The organism is Candidatus Tisiphia endosymbiont of Stenodema calcarata, assembly GCF_964030695.1.
Lineage (GTDB): Bacteria > Pseudomonadota > Alphaproteobacteria > Rickettsiales > Rickettsiaceae > Tisiphia.
In genome coordinates this window covers 1460982-1478029 of sequence record NZ_OZ034911.1, presented here as the reverse complement: position 1 = coordinate 1478029, position 17048 = coordinate 1460982, and the positions used below count along the sequence as shown (strand labels likewise).

At 32.8% G+C, this 17048-nt stretch carries 16 protein-coding genes and 3 tRNA genes; 10 read left to right on the top strand and 9 right to left on the bottom strand.

The features are described 5' to 3' along the window. Nucleotides 1-23 precede the first annotated feature (23 nt). On the bottom strand, nucleotides 24-2309 hold the full coding sequence (locus ACQH1W_RS07065) for an N-6 DNA methylase (protein WP_425361032.1): 2286 nt from the start codon (nucleotides 2307-2309) through the stop codon (nucleotides 24-26). 345 nt (nucleotides 2310-2654) lie between these two features. Next, nucleotides 2655-4643 carry an excinuclease ABC subunit UvrB gene (gene uvrB, locus ACQH1W_RS07060; RefSeq protein WP_425361213.1) on the bottom strand — a complete coding sequence of 663 codons (1989 nt, stop codon included), beginning with the start codon at nucleotides 4641-4643 and terminating at the stop codon, nucleotides 2655-2657. A gap of 75 nt (nucleotides 4644-4718) precedes the next feature. Between uvrB and grxC the strand changes: the two genes are divergently transcribed. The 3 genes from grxC (at nucleotide 4719) to ACQH1W_RS07045 (ending at nucleotide 5278) form a co-directional block, all read left to right on the top strand. Then, on the top strand, nucleotides 4719-4991 hold the full coding sequence (grxC, locus tag ACQH1W_RS07055; protein WP_341762791.1) for a glutaredoxin 3: 273 nt from the start codon (nucleotides 4719-4721) through the stop codon (nucleotides 4989-4991). Nucleotides 4992-5107: 116 nt separating this feature from the next. Further along, nucleotides 5108-5184, top strand: a tRNA-His gene (locus ACQH1W_RS07050). Nucleotides 5185-5201: 17 nt separating this feature from the next. Continuing rightward, nucleotides 5202-5278: transfer RNA gene (locus ACQH1W_RS07045), tRNA-Arg, on the top strand. Nucleotides 5279-5320: 42 nt separating this feature from the next. Here the strand turns inward: ACQH1W_RS07045 and hemF are convergent. After that, nucleotides 5321-6154, bottom strand: a complete 834-nt coding sequence (gene hemF / locus ACQH1W_RS07040) for an oxygen-dependent coproporphyrinogen oxidase (RefSeq protein WP_375332660.1) — start codon at nucleotides 6152-6154, stop codon at nucleotides 5321-5323. 44 nt (nucleotides 6155-6198) lie between these two features. After that, nucleotides 6199-7479: an MFS transporter gene (locus tag ACQH1W_RS07035; protein ID WP_425361031.1), complete on the bottom strand. Its 1281-nt coding sequence runs from the start codon at nucleotides 7477-7479 to the stop codon at nucleotides 6199-6201. 261 nt (nucleotides 7480-7740) lie between these two features. Here ACQH1W_RS07035 and ACQH1W_RS07030 point away from each other — a divergent pair, with 261 nt between their 5' ends. Both ACQH1W_RS07030 and ACQH1W_RS07025 read left to right on the top strand, forming a co-directional pair. Continuing rightward, nucleotides 7741-9294 (top strand): patatin-like phospholipase family protein, encoded by a 1554-nt coding sequence (locus ACQH1W_RS07030; protein ID WP_375332662.1) that lies wholly within the window; start codon nucleotides 7741-7743, stop codon nucleotides 9292-9294. Nucleotides 9295-9418: 124 nt separating this feature from the next. Next, complete coding sequence (locus tag ACQH1W_RS07025; RefSeq protein WP_341762787.1) at nucleotides 9419-10273, top strand: cytochrome c oxidase subunit 3; 855 nt, start codon at nucleotides 9419-9421, stop codon at nucleotides 10271-10273. A 22-nt stretch (nucleotides 10274-10295) separates the two neighbouring features. On the opposite strand, the gene bcp is transcribed toward ACQH1W_RS07025, so the two are convergent. The 3 genes from bcp to ACQH1W_RS07010 are packed head-to-tail and all read right to left on the bottom strand — an operon-like array spanning nucleotide 10296 to nucleotide 12395. Continuing rightward, on the bottom strand, nucleotides 10296-10763 hold the full coding sequence (gene bcp, locus ACQH1W_RS07020; RefSeq protein ID WP_341761733.1) for a thioredoxin-dependent thiol peroxidase: 468 nt from the start codon (nucleotides 10761-10763) through the stop codon (nucleotides 10296-10298). 28 nt (nucleotides 10764-10791) lie between these two features. Beyond that, nucleotides 10792-11517, bottom strand: coding sequence for an SURF1 family protein (locus tag ACQH1W_RS07015; RefSeq protein WP_375332663.1), 726 nt, complete (start codon nucleotides 11515-11517; stop codon nucleotides 10792-10794). After that, nucleotides 11517-12395, bottom strand: coding sequence for a glutamine synthetase (locus ACQH1W_RS07010; RefSeq protein WP_375332664.1), 879 nt, complete (start codon nucleotides 12393-12395; stop codon nucleotides 11517-11519). Before ACQH1W_RS07010 ends, ACQH1W_RS07015 begins: the two co-directional genes overlap by 1 nt. On the opposite strand from ACQH1W_RS07010, the gene pgeF reads away from it, so the two are divergent. The 5 genes from pgeF (at nucleotide 12396) to ACQH1W_RS06985 (ending at nucleotide 16068) form a co-directional block, all read left to right on the top strand. Next, entirely contained in the window at nucleotides 12396-13130 is a 735-nt protein-coding gene (pgeF, locus tag ACQH1W_RS07005) for a peptidoglycan editing factor PgeF (protein WP_375332665.1), read from the top strand. It begins immediately after the preceding gene. Nucleotides 13131-13142: 12 nt separating this feature from the next. Then, nucleotides 13143-14306 (top strand): DNA polymerase III subunit beta, encoded by a 1164-nt coding sequence (gene dnaN / locus ACQH1W_RS07000; protein ID WP_425361030.1) that lies wholly within the window; start codon nucleotides 13143-13145, stop codon nucleotides 14304-14306. A gap of 338 nt (nucleotides 14307-14644) precedes the next feature. Next, a tRNA-Leu gene (locus ACQH1W_RS06995) sits at nucleotides 14645-14730 on the top strand. A gap of 43 nt (nucleotides 14731-14773) precedes the next feature. Continuing rightward, entirely contained in the window at nucleotides 14774-15337 is a 564-nt protein-coding gene (locus ACQH1W_RS06990) for a NifU family protein (RefSeq protein WP_375332667.1), read from the top strand. Between the two features lie 5 nt (nucleotides 15338-15342). After that, a complete protein-coding gene (locus ACQH1W_RS06985; RefSeq protein ID WP_341762780.1) occupies nucleotides 15343-16068 on the top strand; it encodes an SDR family oxidoreductase in 726 nt (241 codons plus the stop codon). On the opposite strand, the gene ACQH1W_RS06980 is transcribed toward ACQH1W_RS06985, so the two are convergent. Continuing rightward, the gene (locus tag ACQH1W_RS06980; protein WP_375332668.1) at nucleotides 16043-16258 is read right to left on the bottom strand and encodes a palindromic element RPE1 domain-containing protein; all 216 of its coding nucleotides are present in this window, start codon (nucleotides 16256-16258) and stop codon (nucleotides 16043-16045) included. The genes ACQH1W_RS06985 and ACQH1W_RS06980 overlap by 26 nt on opposite strands. After that, nucleotides 16242-16949 carry a metal ABC transporter ATP-binding protein gene (locus ACQH1W_RS06975; RefSeq protein ID WP_425361212.1) on the bottom strand — a complete coding sequence of 236 codons (708 nt, stop codon included), beginning with the start codon at nucleotides 16947-16949 and terminating at the stop codon, nucleotides 16242-16244. The genes ACQH1W_RS06980 and ACQH1W_RS06975 overlap by 17 nt, the downstream gene beginning before the upstream one ends. Nucleotides 16950-17048 lie beyond the last annotated feature (99 nt).

Here is a 17048-nt window from a genome sequence, read left to right as displayed (position 1 = left end):
ACTAACATAAAATTATATTTAATTCATAAATGAGGTAAAATTTTATGTATAGATTCTTTAAGATTATTTTTAATTTTCTGAAATTCTTCCGTGATATTATTTAGTTTACTTATTTTTTCTAAAAATTCTTTCATTTCATTTTTTTTAAGTAATGGTATGTGTATATTACAAAGCTGTTCATAAGTTAAGTTTGCTCTAACAGCTCCATATTTTGTATCGTATTTGCCAATAATGGCTAAATAATATTTTGACTTTAAAATATGTAATAAATATTCGGATGGTAGAGTATCTTGGAATTTTTTTAAAACTCTAAAGACGATATAAATACCACTTACATAACCACCGCTTAAATCCTCAAAGACTAAACCTAAAGAACCAACATTAACCCTATGCGGATTATATACCAAATCTCCAGCTTGAACCTGCTTGTATTTTTGGTTTATGTCCTCACCTTTTAAAATTTCATTGTCAAAAACACCAATACTATTACTTACACCTAAAATTCTAAAATCTGTAATTGGCTGTAAAGACGGCTCTGTTTTTTCTGTTATCTCCTCAATATAATTACCAAGTTTTATAATCTCGCCTTTTAAATTAGCAAAAATATCAAAATAATCATAAATCCATAAACTATAACCATTTTTGGCGATTTCAGTTGATGCTATTATAGCAGACTCAATTTCCAAAACAGTCTTTTTATTATTGAAAGCATCAAGTGCAGCTGGCAAATCATTGTCCTTAATTGGCTTCTTTCTTGAACCAAGTTCATGACCGACCGCATTAACTGCAAAAAAGAACGTGTTTGATATCTTTCTGTTTTTCTCGAAATACACAATGCTTGTTTTTGTTGGTGTGTAAGGTTCAAAAAGCTTTCTTGGCAATGAAATAATAGAAACATTTGATGAGTTATTAAAAATATACTCTCTTACCTTTCCAACATCGCCCCCATCTGAAAGAAAATTTTCTTTTACAAGTAAACAACCTCTACCACCTAGTTTTAAAGCTTCAAAGCAATGCAAAGCACAAATAGCGTCACCATTATTTGATTGAATGGTATACAAATACCCAAACCTTGTTTGTTGCGAATATGGTGGATTTGTAATTACAATATCATATTTTTGATTTACATAATCAGAAATGGTGTCTTGTTTTTTGATATTACTATGTCCATCTCCGAACAAAATCATATTCATTTTTGCAATTCTTGCATTTACAGTAATCTCAGAACCGTAAATTGTTTTTTTTCTTAGAATATTTTGCATCTCATCGTTAAACGAAGTTCTGATTTTTAAATATCTAAACGCTTCAATTAAAAACCCTCCTGTACCACAAAAAGGGTCATAAATGGTTTCACCAATTTTAGGATTAACCATACTTATCATTGTTCTTACAATGTTTCTAGGTGTAAAATATTCGCCTAAATCTTTAATTTTGATGCCTTGGTAAGCATTTTTTAAAAAATACTCAAAAGCATCACCATTCACATCACTATCTGAAGCTGTAAGGTTAAGTTTTGAAAGCTCACAAATAATTTCTTCAAAAATATCAGGTGAACTAATAGGGAATGCTTCGTTAAAAATATCGCCATATTTCTCGTTAATCTTAATCCAAACAACATCTTTTACATATTGATACAATTCTTTTCCTTTTCTCTTAGTAAATGAACTCCATCTAAGATACTCATCTAATGTATTCTCTTCACTTCCACACATCTTTAGAACAGAAATTTCATCAAGAATTTTTAAAAACAAAATATCAGAAAATGCCCCAAATCTATCAAGACCAGCTTGTAATCCATCCTCTCTTAGTAAATTAGCTGCACTTTTAAATACCTTAATAAGTTCGTCTCTTGAATGCTGAATAAAATTTACCGCAGATAGTATTTCAGAACCCTCATTAACAAATCTGAGTGCCGTATGGTGATTTATAAATTGCCTTACATCTTCCCCATCAATTTTAAGATTACGTCCATTATACAAATATTGTGTTTCAATATAACTACCATTATAAGCAAATATAAGTGGCGTATTTAGTGGTTTAGCATACAAATTCAATGCTTGGTTCATTGCTAATTGTATACTTTCATTCGGTTTTTTTGCCTCAATTATTATTATTGGTTCGTTACTTCCTTCCTTGTATAGTACAAAGTCAGGTATTTTACCGTTAAGTAATTCTTTTTGCTTTGTAAGTTTCACTCTTTGCTGAAAGACGTTACATTTTGGGTCTTTCTCATCGACAATCCAACCAAGATTATCAAGTTGGACTAAGATATCATGCATTACAGATGCTTCTAATCTTTTAGTATACATATAGAATATTCCAATTTTACAAAACAGCTTGTTTTACCAACAAATTAAACATATCGTAATTATCTCTGTTATTATATCTAAAACAGAACTCATCAACGTATTTTTGCGAGTGTTGTGATGATACACGGTAATAAATAACCTGAATGCGGTATAACAAGTTATTCCAAATTCGGTTATATCTATAAATATAACAGATTTTTATGATCCACTAATAGCTGTTTTCATTATTTTTGCGGTATTGCTTATTTTTTTCATCCCCTAACCAGTACATTACTATTACTCATTCTTTAAAAGGCTTATTCTTATCCCGAACTAATGGTTAATTGGAACAGAAAGTACTTTAAATTAAGTTAGCTCTAAGGCTGCTTCTTCTAGTACATTAATTTGATCTCGTATTTTTGCCGCCTGTTCAAATTCTAAATTACTAGCCTTTTCATACATTTCCTTCTTTAATCTATCGATATGAGCTTTCAATTTCACTGGATTGTCCAATAATATATGAGTTTGTTTTTTATTGTCTAACTTACTATCCAATTTGTCTAATTCAATTAGTGCATGGATATGGTGATTAATTGTTTGCGGTACTATACCATGTTGCTCATTATATTCCTCCTGAATTTTCCTTCTCCTATATGTCTCACTTACTGCCTTATCAATAGACTTGGTGTTGCGATCTGCATAGAGTATTACCCTTCCTTGACTATTCCTTGCAGCCCTGCCGATAGTTTGAATTAATGAGACTTCAGAACGCAAAAAACCTTCTTTATCAGCATCGAGTATTGCAACAAGTCCACATTCTGGAATATCTAAACCTTCCCGCAATAAATTAATACCAACAATAATATCTATAGTACCTTGGCGTAAATCTCTTATGATTTCCATACGTTCAAGAGTATGAACATTAGAGTGCAAATATGATACTTTATACCCTAATTCTTGTAGATAATTTGTTAAATCTTCTGACATTTTTTTAGTTAATGTTGTCACTAAAACGCGGAATCCTTTATTTATCGTATATTGAATCTCGCTTATCAAATCTTCAACTTGGTTAGTCGCTGGTTTTATAATACATTCTGGGTCTAGTAGTCCCGTTGGTCTGATAATTTGTTCGACCATAATCCCTGCTGTTTCTTCCAATTCAAAAGACCCAGGTGTTGCCGAGACAAAAACCGTCTGAGGTCTAAAATCTTGCCATTCTTCAAATTTTAATGGTCTGTTATCTAAGGCTGATGGAAGGCGAAACCCGTGTTCTACTAATACTTCTTTCCTTGCCCTATCGCCATTATACATTGCTCTAATTTGCGGGACAGATACGTGACTTTCATCGACAAATAGTAAAGCATCTTTGGGCAAATATTCAAATAAGGTTGGCGGAGGCTGCCCATTTGCTTTACCAGTTAGGAATCGAGAGTAATTCTCAATGCCTTTACAGCTGCCAGTTTCCATCATCATTTCCATATCATATTGGGTACGCTGATTTAATCTTTGAGCCTCTACTAATTTATCATGTGCTTTAAGAAATTCTAAGCGTCGTTGTAATTCTTCCTCAATTTGCGATATAGCATTTTGTACTACTTCTTTAGGTGTTACAAAGTGGGACTTAGCATAAATCACAGCTTGATCCAATTTAGCTAATTTTTCACCTGTAAGCGGATCAAATTCGCTTATATATTCAAGTTCATTGCCAAAAAATGACAATCGCCAAGCTTTATCGTTATAATGTACTGGAAATATGTCAATATTATCACCTTTTACCCTAAACGTACCGCGTTCAAACCCCACATCATTACGCTCATATTGTAAATTTACTAAGTCATTAAGCAATTTATCTCTAGCATAAATTTCCCCAGACTTAAGGCTTATTGTCATCTGATAATAAAGATTTGGTGAACCAAGACCATAAATACAAGAAACTGAGGACACAACAATTACATCCCGACGTTCCAGCAGTGACCTAGTGGCAGAGTGTCTTAATAAATCTATTTGTTCATTTATCGAAGAATCTTTTTCTATATAAGTATCGGTTCTTGCAATATATGCTTCAGGTTGGAAATAATCATAATATGATACAAAATATTCAACGGCATTATTGGGAAAAATTGCCTTCATTTCTGAATAAATTTGGGCAGCTAATGTCTTATTATGTACCATAATAAGCGATGGTCTACCGGTTCTCTCAATAATATTTGCCATAGTGAAGGTTTTACCAGAACCAGTAATACCAAAGAGTATTTGTGAACGCATTCTAGATTCAAGACCTTTAACGATTTCATTAATTGCTCTTGGCTGATCGCCAGCTGGACTATATTTAGATACTATTGAAAACTTATTTATCATTAACTTGTAACTTGCTAAAAGTTTATTATATGTGGATAATAGTCTTATAACTATAAAAATAGGATAACAATTATGCACAAAATGATTCTATACACTGTCATAATTTATACATTAACATATTGTCCTTATTGCACTAAGGCAAAAAAACTACTTAATCGAAAAAATATATCTTACAAAGAAATAATCGTAGACAATTATAATGACAAGCAAAGATTAGAGTTGCAAGCTAAAGCTAATGGACAACGTACATTACCACAAATATTTATTAATGATAAGCATATTGGTGGCTGTGACGCTCTTCATAAACTTGAAGAAGAAGGTAAGTTAGATGAATTAGTAAAATAATATCATATAATTATGACAGCAAAAATTCTAAAAATAAATGTATTAAGTCATGGTAATTTGGCTCGAATATACTTGACTTACGGGTAATAATAATTTACTTTAACGCAGGTTACATGGCGGATGTAGCTCAGTTGGTTAGAGCATCAGATTGTGGATCTGAGGGTCGCGGGTTCAAGTCCCGTCATTCGCCCCATATTTGCTTAAGATTAAGCATTCGTAGCTCAGCTGGATAGAGCGTTGCCCTCCGAAGGCAGAGGTCGTTGGTTCGAATCCAATCGAATGCACCAATTACTTTAGAGTCTAAGGATTATTTTTTGCAGTATATAAGGCTACCAGCGTACCTCTGGGGGCAGAGACATTAATATTGCTTCAACGTTGCCATCTGTCATTAAGCCAAACATTGTCCCACGATCATATAATAAGTTAAATTCAACATATCTACCACGACGCACTAATTGATAATCCTTTTGTTCATTAGTCCAAGGCAGTAGCATCTTTGTTCTAACAATTTCAGGATATACTGTTAAAAATGCTTGTCCTACGTCCTTAGTAAAAGAAAAATCATTATTAAAATTTCCAGTATTTAAATAATCATAAAATATACCGCCTACTCCCCTTGGCTCATTTCTATGTTTTAAGTAAAAATACTCATCACATTGTTTTGTAAATTTAGGATAATAATTTGGATCATGTTTATCACAAGCATATTTAAAAGCATTATGAAATTTTGTTGTCTCATTTTCATTAGGGTAAAATGGCGTTAGGTCTCCACCACCGCCAAACCAATGATTAGCAGTTTCAATATAGCGGGTGTTGAAATGTACCGCTGGTATCAATGGAGAAGTAAGGTGAGCCACGATAGAAATACCAGTAGCAAAGAATTGCCTACTATTTTCCGTACCCGGTATATTTTTACTAAATTCTAGAGATAATTCCCCAAAAACTGTAGAAATATTAACACCAACTTTTTCAAATAAGTTACCACGCATTACAGACATTACGCCACCACCACCATTTTTTCTGTCCCATGGTGATCGTATGAATCTCGTAGGAGCTAAACCTTTCGCCTTACTATATTCAAGTTCAATTTTCTCGAATTCAGTACATACTTGATCACGTAAATTTGTAAACCATGTTATTGCTTTTTCTTTGTTGCTGGTCATAGTAATTTATACCATCACTATAGTGGGAGTGTTAAAACAACTTATTATCTCTTTCTAGTTTTGAAAGAATTCCTGCTAAGTAAACATCTTATTTCATTTCTCATAAAATAAATGATAACTAAAAATATACTAGAAGTAGTCATAATATAAAAGGCAGGGGCATAAAACAAGCCTGTTTTTTCAACAATCCAACGAGAAATAAGAGGAGAAGTACCACCAAATATAGCAATACCCAAATTATAACTAAAAGATACCCCTGAAAATTTTTGTTCAGGAGTAAATAAAGATATAATAAAGCTATAGGCTGCCCCAGCTATTGCCCCACTAAGAATACCTAAGATAGTTAGTGCTAGAATTTGTTGCCACATGAACAGTAATGACATAGATAACAAAATAGGTAAAGCCAATATCAAGATCGCTAAGCTTACTAAAGCTAAAGTCTTAAATTTTCCAATAATATCAGTTAATCCACCAAATAATGGCATAGATACCATCGATATAAAATTTGCATATAACATATAAGTAAGAGCAATTGTATTATCAAGGTGCATAACATCATGGTAATACACAATGATATAGGTTTTTACTAAATAGACGACGCTACTAGCAACTGCACCTGTACAAAAGGTTAAAAACATCGCTTTCCAAGCTGTCTTAACTACGTTGATAAAAGGTGCTTTTAAAGTTTTCTTTTGTTCAGCTAACATTTTGAAAATTGGAGTCTCTGATACACGAAGACGCAAATAGAAACCGACAAGCCCCATAGCTCCACCTAGTAAAAATGCAAAACGCCAAGCAAAATCAAAATGATAAAAATATTGTTCAATAATAATTCCTACAAGGGTGGCTATTAACGTACCAGCCATATTTGAGCCATGTACTAAACCAGCAGTAAAACCTAGTCGTAAATTTTGATGATGTTCTAGAATAAAAATAGCAGCTCCAGCCCCTTCACCACTAATACATAAGCCTTGAAAAAGACGCATTATGATTAATATTATCGGTGCATAAACTCCTATGTCATGATAAGAAGGAATTAGTCCCATAGTAAATGTTGGTATAGTCATACCAAGCATGGAAATAATTAAGGCTATACGCCTTCCATATTTATCACCAACATAGCCAAAAAATATACCACCAATTGGTCTAGTAATGAATCCTACTGCAAATACCCCGAGAGCCAACAATATTTGTAAAAATTTTGAGCTTGAAGGAAAAAATGTATGACCAATTACTAATGAAAATACTGAATATACTGTGAAATCGTAATATTCCAGTATATTGCCTGAAATTGCTGATAAAAAAACGGATTTAGGTTTGCTCATCTATATCTTATCAATCAAATTTAATTAAATCGGATTATAGACTACTTAACCAACTTATAAAGTGTAAAATAATTTTATTTTTTGCAACAAGCTATATATATTACAGGAAAGCTAATTATTATTTAGTATATAGTGATTATTATACAATACAGGTAGATAATAATTAGTAGTTTATATCATCTATAGCTTGATCTTTTTGACAAGCTCTTCCACTATGTATGTTGTATAAATATTTTTTATTAACTTTAATGAGTTATAATTATGGGCGACATAGGTGGAACAAAATTAGGTAAAATAGATAAAATACAAGAAAATAGGATTCTCTCTATCTCAGGTGGTGGAATTAAGGGGGTTGCTGAGTTGGTTGTACTTGCAGCGATTGAGGAATATACAGGCAAACCTATATCTAAATTATTCAATATTATTGCTGGCACTAGCGTTGGGGGATTAATTGCAACTTTATTGACCATCCCTAAAGAAGAGGGATCAACAGAACCGCTTTTTTCAGCAAAACAAGCTTTAGAGCTATGTGAAAATACTGCTGCTGATATTTTTCCACAAAAATGGTATTTTAATGGACCAATCGGTAGGATATTCAGCCATAAATATAGTCAAAAACCTCTTAAAGCAATGTTAGAAGAATATTTGGATAATAGTACATTGGATGAGGCTACAAGTCGTGTTATTATACCTGTTTTTGACGTAGGTGGCAAAAATGATCCTAATAAAGTTTTTGATAGTCATGCCCCTAACAGCCAACTAAAAAAAGAGGTAGTTCTTGCTACTACGGCAGCTCCTACTTATTTTAAAGCTGTTGTTAGTAAAGAGGGTGTAGGTGGTTTTGGCTATGATGCTGGAGTACCTTATGCTTTTGTCGATGGAGGCTTAAGTGCTAATCGTCCAGCAGCATCAGCTCTAGGAGTGCTGAAAGAAGGGCTAACTATTGAAAAACAAGTAGAAATGTTAAAACATACGACGATTTGTGCTATCAATTTTGAACAAACTAATAAAGAAATGGAGATACCATCAAAAAAATTGGATGGTTGCATAGGTTGGGGAACTAAAGGAAATATAGTAAGCAAAATTACTAAAGCTACCGAAAGTAGTGCTACAAATGAAGTTAGAAAAGATTTACCAGAAGCTGGTCAATTTACAGAGATATTAATTCCTATACCAAAAGAATGTAAGAAATTGGATAATGTTGAGCCAAATAATATAGCTAAATTAAAAGAAATTGGTAGGCAATATGTAGAAAATAACAAAGAATTACTTGAGAATCTCTGTAAAACATTGGTTGAGAGTGTCAATAGAGAAGAGAGCTTAAAAGCAGCAAACATTGACGAATCTAATGTTTCTAGTGCGTTAGTAGCGAGTGATAATACTGATGATGAAGGACAAGATAATAATGCTTCCAGTACTGTTAGTAATCGTGTAATATCGAATGAATGTGATAAACAACAATTATTGATTAAAGATTTAAATGATAGTCAATATGAAACTCTACAAAAAGGCTTGAGTACTTTAACTCCTAGGGAATCTCAGCTTTTGGAAATGTTCTTACAAGTATTAGATAATACACAAATTGAAGCTCTATCCGGTCGGATTAGCTCAATCATCAACGGTAATCATACGGATGAGATACCTGAGTTAACTAATTCTCAAAATATGCTTCTTAGCTCTTTTAGTAAGATGTTTATACCTGATAATGATTATGCTTCGCTTTCGAATACTTGTGGTCAAGAAGCTTTAGCTCAAGAAGTACCGTGTGATGGAAGAGGCTCAGATTTTTCACACGCTCCTCCTGAAGTGTATTAATTGTATGAATTCGGGATAAGAATTAGTTAATTTTTATCCCGAATTCGCGTCTGTTGAGTATATTCTTGATATTTACAGAAGATAGCATAAAATAACCAAGCAGTGAATTGCTTATGAGTTTGTTATGTTACATATATCTATTAAAAACAATGATGTTGTTTCTTTAGAAGAAAAACAACATCTATTTCATCTTGTTGATCCCAGTCCTTGGCCAATCCTGACTTCATTTGCCTTATTGCTTTTAGCTAGCGGTAGCATAATGTTTATGCATGCATATAGATTTGGTGAATATGTTTTTGGAGCTGGTATTCTTTCAGTGATTTTTTGTTTATATTCATGGTGGAGTGATGTAATTAAAGAGGGATTAATTGGAAAACATCATACGCAGCCAGTAAGAATCGGCTTAAGGATAGGTATGGCACTATTTATTTTGTCAGAAATAATGTTTTTTGCTGTATTTTTTGGATCATTTTTTAAAGCAAACCTTTTCCCTGTAGGACTGCTAGATGGTGTATGGGTGGTAAAGCCTGGTGTATGGCCTCCTGCTGGTATTCAAACATTTGATCCTTTTGACATTCCTTTTATTAACACATTGATTCTTTTGTTGTCCGGTACAACAGTAACTTGGGCACATTATGCTCTTGAGGAAAATAATCAAAAGGATTGTATGACCGCTCTTAGCTTTACCATAATACTTGGTGTATTTTTTAGTTTAATGCAAGCTTATGAATATCATCATGCAGCTTTTGGTTTTAAAGATGGAATCTATCCTTCTAATTTTTACTTAGCAACAGGTTTTCACGGAGTTCACGTAATAATTGGCACTATATTTTTAAGCGTTTGTTATTATAGAGTGCGGCGAGGTGACTTTGTGAAAGGTAATGGTCATTTGGGTTTTGAATTTGCAGCTTGGTACTGGCATTTTGTCGATGTAGTATGGTTGTTTTTGTTCACTTTTGTATATGTTCTTGGAAGATAGACTGTTAAAAATATAGATATGTTTATATTATTTTCCGTACCTGATTTAATACGTCTTCAGCATGTCCAGCCACTTGTACTTTTGACCAAATGTAAGCTATCTTGCCTTTTTTATCTATTAAGAAAGTAGCTCTATCAACTCCCATATATTTTTTACCAAACATTGATTTTTCTACCCAAACTCCATATTTTTCACAAGTATCAGAATTAGAATCTGATGCAAGATCAAAATCCAAACAATATTTTTTCTTGAATTTATCGTGAGAATTTAAGTCATCCTTTGATACACCAATAATGACAGCATTCATTTTTTCAAATTCTAGTTTTAATTTATTAAAGTCACCGGCCTCGATAGTACAACCTGGTGTATCATCTTTAGGATAAAAATATAATACAACAACCTTTCCTGTTAAATCTGACAAATTGATTTTACTATTATCACCTATTGGCATAGTAAAATTTGGTGCAATATCGCCTATTTTTAATGTCATAACTACTCCTGTATATTTATTTTATTAACTAATTTCTTTTAGACAAATTACAAATCATAAAAATTACTGCTAACGAAATCGCTAATGCAAACCAAGTTATAGCATATTCTAAATGATTATTTCTGACATTCAACAAATTTTCAATCGACAAACTTTTAAGAATATCAGATCGATTGTTATTACCCTCCATAACTAAATAAAAATCTTCTAATTTTAAGCCAAGAACATCAGAGGCTTGAGTTAAATCCAAGGTAAACCAAACATTGTTTTTAACATCATTATCCAGTACAAACAGCTTTGTTTTTTCACCGGGAAGAATTACACCTGTAATTTCCATAGAGTTATCTATTATATTATCAATATTTTTTTTATGCCTCCCAGCAAACCACCCTAGTACAACCAAGATTATCTTGTTATCATCAGTTTGAAATGGGGTAACTAAATAATAACCATCTTTTTCAGTGGACATTGATCTGCGTCCATAAAGATGTAAATTCTTACCCACTAGAAAATAGCCGTTCGCCCTTATTTTAGCATATAATTTATTTCCACTAAGTGTTTTTATATCAATTGGCGGATTATTAAGATTATTTTTCATTGAACTTAAAAACAGTTCTTTTTCCTGTAATCTAGCAATTTGCCAAAACCCAAGTGATAAGAGAATTACAAATGCTAATATAGTAAGTAATAAAGGTAATAATTGAACTTGGTGCTTACCGATTTTTAAAGTACTTTTTTTTAAAGTTTGTAACACTATAATTTCTTCATTATTTCTAGTAGTGATTCTAGAGTAGCTAGTTCTCTTTGTCTATTATCATTTAGGTATATAAAAAACTCCAAATTAAATAGCTTTAATGCTTCTGTTAATGATTTGGGGAATGACACTAAATTATATTGTTGATCAAAAGCATTGCCATATATTTTGTTGATATTATTTATTTTATCAGGAAATTTTAAACCTAGAAATATAGAGTTTAAAATAGTAAAAATTGCTAAATAAGGATCAGTTAGTGGATTTGCTATTCTATGTTCTAGTCTTTTAGGAGAGAGGTCAGGGATACGCAGTGCAACAGTTCTATTATTATTACCAAAAGATACATTAGTTGGTGCCATAAAATTCTTATCCAAACGAAGGTAATCATCTTCATTTGGCATGAATATCAAGAAAGTGTCAAGCATATAATGACAGATACTTTGACCTATTAGATCAATATTAAGTATACAATTCTCCAAATTATTTGGGGATATAAAATTTACATGAAAATGCATACTACTACCATAATCGCTTGCAAATGGTTTGGCAGAAAAATTTACATTACCCCGTAATTTTTCTGCAATAATTTGTATTTTAGACTTAGTGCTACTAATTTTTTCTATATACTCAATTATGTTAGTGGAAGGCGGCAAATCTACCTCAAATTGATTAGCTCCTTTTTCCTTCTTAACTGCTATTCCAAGTAGAGTCTGAAATTCGAGTGGATCAATATTTTTGCTTAAATAAAATTCTATTTCTACTCCGATGCAAGCTATTAGCGAGTAGTCTGTTTGAAATTTCTTAATGATTTTTTGTAAAGCATTGTTCTTTTGCAAATGATCTGATAGTGTATGGATAAATTGCTGTAGGGTGGTCATGTGGATGAGTTTATAAAGAATAAAGTTTATTATAAAATTTTTGATGGAAGCTTCAAGCAATCTAGTCATATTTATAGTAAAAAAAATAAGTTGGGTGATTCTAGTATCTTAGAAAGTGTCGAGAATAATCGGCTAACAGTAGTTAAATATTATGATGCCGAGAATATTGTTATCCTACAGCAAGTGCATGGTAACAAAGTTATTGATGCTGATAGTGATGTTAAGACTGATCCCGAAGGTGATGGAGCAGTTACTACCAAAAAAAATCTAGTACTAACAGTACAAACTGCTGATTGCGTTCCTATTCTACTTAGTAGCGAAGATGGTAAGGTTATAGGGGCAGCTCATTGTGGTTGGCGTGGAGCTAAAGCTGGTATCACTAATAATTTGGTAAAACTAATGCATGAGAAAGGAGCAAAAAATATTAAAGCTATTATTTGCCCTAGTATTCAACAATATTCTTATGAGGTAGACCAAGAATTTTACGATAATTTTATAAAGCAGCGGGCTGAGAACTCAAAGTTTTTTAGTGCCTCCTTGAGAACAAAGCATTATATGTTCAACTTACCAGCTTATGTAGAACTTCAACTGCAAGAAGCTGGTATTAAAGATATAACAAGGATGCTAGAAGATACATATACTAACCCTGAGAAATATCCAAGTTATCGACGTTCCTGCCATACTGGAGAATTATATAACCGTACCATATTATCCACCATTGTAATTAAAGGATAAATACTAAATAATATGAATAATAATAACTTAAAAATAATAGTTGAGACAAAAACATTAACTCATGTTTTGGCTTTTGCCAATTCTGTGGTAGAAAAACGTAACGTAATTGCTGAGCTTAGTCATGTTAAATTATCATCTAAGGATGGTAAGCTAGAGCTAATAACTACTAACATGGAAATATATTTAAGCCAAAAAGTAGCAGCTCAAGTAATAAGTGAAGGCGAAATAATGGTATCTACTAAAACATTAAATGACATAATAAGAAAGATATCTGATAATGATGTAACGCTCAGTGTCTCAAATGAAACAGATCAACTTGAAATTCTAGGAAAGAATTGTGCTTTTAACCTACTAACCCTACATGCTAACCAGTTCCCTGCATTAGATGATATTAATGTTGAAGCTACTTTAAAAATACCTTGTAGTGATTTTGTTAAAATGATCGACGGTACTTTGTTTTCGGTATCCGTTGATGAAACTCGTTATAATCTTAATGGTGTTTATTTCTGTGTAAAAGATGAAGAATGTTATATGGCTAGCACCGATGGGCATAGATTATCAGTGTCAGTAGTAAAAATAGCCAATAATGCTAGCGAGTTTGGAGTTATTTTACCTAAAAAGACTCTTGAGGAAATTGTTAAGATATTGAAAGACCCTAAGAATATTCAACTGGAAACTGAAATTTTTCTAAGTGTTAATAGGATTAAATTTGTTTGTAATGATATTATAATGGTATCAAAACTAATTGATGGAACTTTTCCGGATTATCAAGATTTTATCCCAGCAGAGAACAACTATAAACTTACTATTAATACCAAGTTGCTAGCTGATGCTATAGATAGAGTAGCGACAATAACTATAGACAAATTTCAAGCAATAAAATTGATTTTATCAAAAGACTTGCTTGAAATTACCGCTTCTGGAGAAGCAAGAGGCGTGGCTAAAGAATGCATACCATGTTCTCTAGATGAAAGTAATTTATGCATTTTTGATCATGAAGATACTCTGTCTATAGGTTTTAATCCTAAATATCTTACTGATGCACTAAGTGCTGTGTTAAGTGCTACTAAAGCAAACCAAGTTGAGCTACACTTTTTAAATGCATCATCACCAATGTTATTGAAAACCCTTCAGAATCCTAAAGATATTTTTGTGATTATGCCAGTTAAGGTTTAATATTCACCTTAATTCAATGTATAACTAACACGAAAAGGTTTTAGCAAAAACCGTCATTGCGAGGAGGCACAAAGTGCCGACGTGGCAATCTTATGAAGAAGAGCTTAAATTACCTCGAGGTCGCCTAATAAAGGTAGATATTATTTCATGAGATTGCCACGTCGGCGATTTCATCGCCTCCTCGCAATGACGGTTTTTTGGCTGAAACCTTTCCGGTTTAGCTATATACTCGATAAAAATCAAGAAGAAATGAAGTTTTTATAGTAAAAATACTTGCTTTTTAACGTTTTTTTTATTAGTCTGTGCAATCTTCATAGAGTCTAAAATGACCTGACCTTGCCCGCGTGATGGAATGGTAGACATAACGGACTTAAAATCCGTGGGGTGCAAACCCTTGCCAGTTCAAGTCTGGCCGCGGGTACCATTCATTTTTATCAAGACCATTCTTTTTATCGAGGAAAAAGTATATGTTTATTCAAACTGAAATTACTCCTAATCCTAATGCGATAAAATTTTTCCCTAACATACCTGTTAACCCTAACGGGCCGGTTCATTTTAGTAATCTTGATGAGGCAAAAGGTAAAAGCAGGCTAGTAGTTCAATTATTTAGTATAAATAACGTAAAATCTGTATTTTTTGGTAGTGATTTTATTACTATTACTAAAGAAGAAGAAAGTGATTGGCTAGTTTTAAAACCTGAAATTTTGATGGTTATTATGGATCATTTTACTGCTGGTTTTACTGTCTTTGATGGGGAAAATGGTCAATCTGCCATAAATAATTCTGACGAGATGTCTGAAATCGAACAACAGATTGTAGAAATTATTGAAACACGTGTACGTCCTTCGGTTGCCATGGATGGAGGTGATATAATATATCGAGGATTTGAAAATGGAGTGGTAAAATTAGAACTTCGTGGAGCTTGCCAAGGTTGTCCTAGTTCGGCTATTACTTTAAAAAATGGTATTGAATCAATGCTTAAACATTTTATCCCCGAGGTAGAATCTGTTGAAGCTGTAGATGAGTTATAGATATTATGTCAAGGTTAGCAGTAGTTACAGGGGGAACAAGGGGGATAGGCAAGGCTATTGCTATAGCATTAAGGGATAGAGGCTTTACCGTTGTAGCAAATTTCTATAGTGATTACCAAGCTGCTAAAGATTTTAATGAAAATTATTCTATTAAAACTAAGCAATGGAATACAGCAAATTATGCTGAATGTTTTAGGTCAATAGAGGAGCTTGAAAATGAATTTGGTTGTTCGGTAAGTGTTTTGGTAAATAATGCTGGTATTACTAGGGATGCGATGATGCATAAAATGATCGAGGAAGAGTGGCAAGAAGTGATTAACGTTAATCTTAGCTCATGCTTTAATATGTGCCGTGCAGTAATTAACCAAATGCGAAATCAAAATTACGGACGAATTATTAATATTAGTTCGATTAATGCTCAGGCAGGACAAATAGGGCAAACTAATTATTCTGCTGCTAAAGCTGGAATTATAGGATTTACTAAGGCGTTAGCTAGGGAATCAGCTTCTAAAAATATAACGGTAAATTGTATAGCTCCTGGGTATATTAAAACAGCAATGGTTGAAAAGATACCAGCTAATGTACTAGAGCAAATAATAGCAGCTGTGCCAATGAAAAGGTTGGGTAGACCGGAAGAAATTGCTAGAGCCGTAGAGTATCTAGCAGATGAGCAAGCTGGTTTTATTACTGGGGAAACGTTGTCAATTAATGGTGGGTATAATATGTCATGAGGTAATACTCCACAACTGTCGAAAGTTCAATAGACTTCTTTCGAAACTCTACTTCTGCTGGTGATTTGTACGTGATACCGGTACTCTGCTCCTCACGTACATTAGAGTACGCTGCGGGTCGAGATTCCGCGTCTCCTTCAAATCCCTCAGCATAAGCGAGTTTCGAAAGAAGTCTAATGTTTATGGTCATGATGATGGACATAAAAGCCAATTGATGACAAGGTGTTTAGAAAGTCTTGGTTCTGTGCTAAATCGTTAGGCTTACCGCTACAACATATATGTCCATTCAAACATATAACTTGGTCAGAATTTTTCATCACAGTAAATAAGTCATGTGATATCATAAAAATTGTAATATTTAGACGTTTTTTTATTTGATTAATAATCCGATAAAATTCTTGCTGACTAGTAACATCTAATGATTGAGTTGGTTCATCTAAAATAATTAGATCAGGATTGTTGAGTAAGGTAGCAGTTAGAATTAGCTTCTGAAATTGACCACCAGAAAGTTCTGAAATATCATGATGTTTATAATTATCAAAATCAATAAAATTACTCCATTCTTGCCAATCATTGCGAGTAGCATTTGAGGCTAATAAATACAAAAAATTTTCAGCTGTAATTGGTAAGTCTGAAGCAAAATCTAGTCTCTGCGGTACATAGCCAATTTTTAGATGGGGGTGAATTGTTATATTACCAGATGAGGCACTGTCTAATCCCAAGATTAATCTAGCTATTGTTGTTTTTCCAGCACCATTTGGACCGATTAAAGTCGTAACCTCACCTTTTTTAACGGTAAAATTAATATTATTAAGAGGTAACTTTTTGCCAAATTGTTTAGATACATTACTGAATTTTATTAATGTAATATCTTCTGATATAGACACAACCACCTGATCAAAATTATTATTGTGTGCCAATTATGAAGTTCGATATAACAAGTTATATACTGCTCGTAAATGGAGAGTTGGTAGACGATA

What these genes read in the sequence shown, in the direction of transcription:
- ACQH1W_RS07065 (WP_425361032.1), bottom strand. Translation starts at nt 2,309, where the DNA reads ATGTATACTAAAAGATTAGAAGCATCTGTAATGCATGATATCTTAGTC.
- hemF (WP_375332660.1), bottom strand. Translation starts at nt 6,154, where the DNA reads ATGACCAGCAACAAAGAAAAAGCAATAACATGGTTTACAAATTTACGT.
- ACQH1W_RS07035 (WP_425361031.1), bottom strand. Translation starts at nt 7,479, where the DNA reads ATGAGCAAACCTAAATCCGTTTTTTTATCAGCAATTTCAGGCAATATA.
- ACQH1W_RS07010 (WP_375332664.1), bottom strand. Translation starts at nt 12,395, where the DNA reads ATGACCACCCTACAGCAATTTATCCATACACTATCAGATCATTTGCAA.
- ACQH1W_RS06985 (WP_341762780.1), top strand. Translation starts at nt 15,343, where the DNA reads ATGTCAAGGTTAGCAGTAGTTACAGGGGGAACAAGGGGGATAGGCAAG.
- ACQH1W_RS07030 (WP_375332662.1), top strand. Translation starts at nt 7,741, where the DNA reads ATGGGCGACATAGGTGGAACAAAATTAGGTAAAATAGATAAAATACAA.
- ACQH1W_RS07025 (WP_341762787.1), top strand. Translation starts at nt 9,419, where the DNA reads ATGTTACATATATCTATTAAAAACAATGATGTTGTTTCTTTAGAAGAA.
- ACQH1W_RS06990 (WP_375332667.1), top strand. Translation starts at nt 14,774, where the DNA reads ATGTTTATTCAAACTGAAATTACTCCTAATCCTAATGCGATAAAATTT.
- dnaN (WP_425361030.1), top strand. Translation starts at nt 13,143, where the DNA reads ATGAATAATAATAACTTAAAAATAATAGTTGAGACAAAAACATTAACT.
- grxC (WP_341762791.1), top strand. Translation starts at nt 4,719, where the DNA reads ATGCACAAAATGATTCTATACACTGTCATAATTTATACATTAACATAT.
- ACQH1W_RS06980 (WP_375332668.1), bottom strand. Translation starts at nt 16,258, where the DNA reads ATGACCATAAACATTAGACTTCTTTCGAAACTCGCTTATGCTGAGGGA.
- bcp (WP_341761733.1), bottom strand. Translation starts at nt 10,763, where the DNA reads ATGACATTAAAAATAGGCGATATTGCACCAAATTTTACTATGCCAATA.